The following is a 288-nucleotide window of genomic DNA, read 5'->3' as shown; positions in this document are numbered from 1 at the left end:
AATATGGGGGATGATGGGGTTATTAAGGAATTGGTGTTGAAGATATTGAGGAAGTAATTGTTTTTGAAGGTGATTAGATAGTTGGGTAGGGAAAGGGATATTTAATTGTGTAGGAAGTTGAGGATGTTTTGTTTTGTGGATTTTGTGAAGTTGATTCGATAATGGATTAGGGTGTTGTAGGGATTGAGGAGGATGAGAAGGAGGAAGAATGATAGTTTGGGGTTGGATTTGGGTTGTATAAAATTTATGTTGATTAGTTGTGTGATGATTGAAGTTTTGTGGAGTAGG

The 288-nt window shown here is 36.5% G+C and carries 1 protein-coding gene; it reads right to left on the bottom strand.

What is annotated here, in order from left to right; translation table 11 throughout:
* Nucleotides 1–288 (bottom strand): MobA/MobL family protein (locus FS736_RS23665; RefSeq protein ID WP_186326918.1); only part of this gene is annotated, 288 nt, incomplete at both ends.

Source organism: Cytobacillus oceanisediminis 2691 (assembly GCF_007678455.1).
In the GTDB taxonomy this organism is placed as follows: domain Bacteria; phylum Bacillota; class Bacilli; order Bacillales; family Cytobacillaceae; genus Mesobacillus; species Mesobacillus oceanisediminis_A.
The sequence above is the reverse complement of the archived record's forward strand: the minus strand, read 5'-3'. Positions and strand labels throughout refer to the sequence as shown.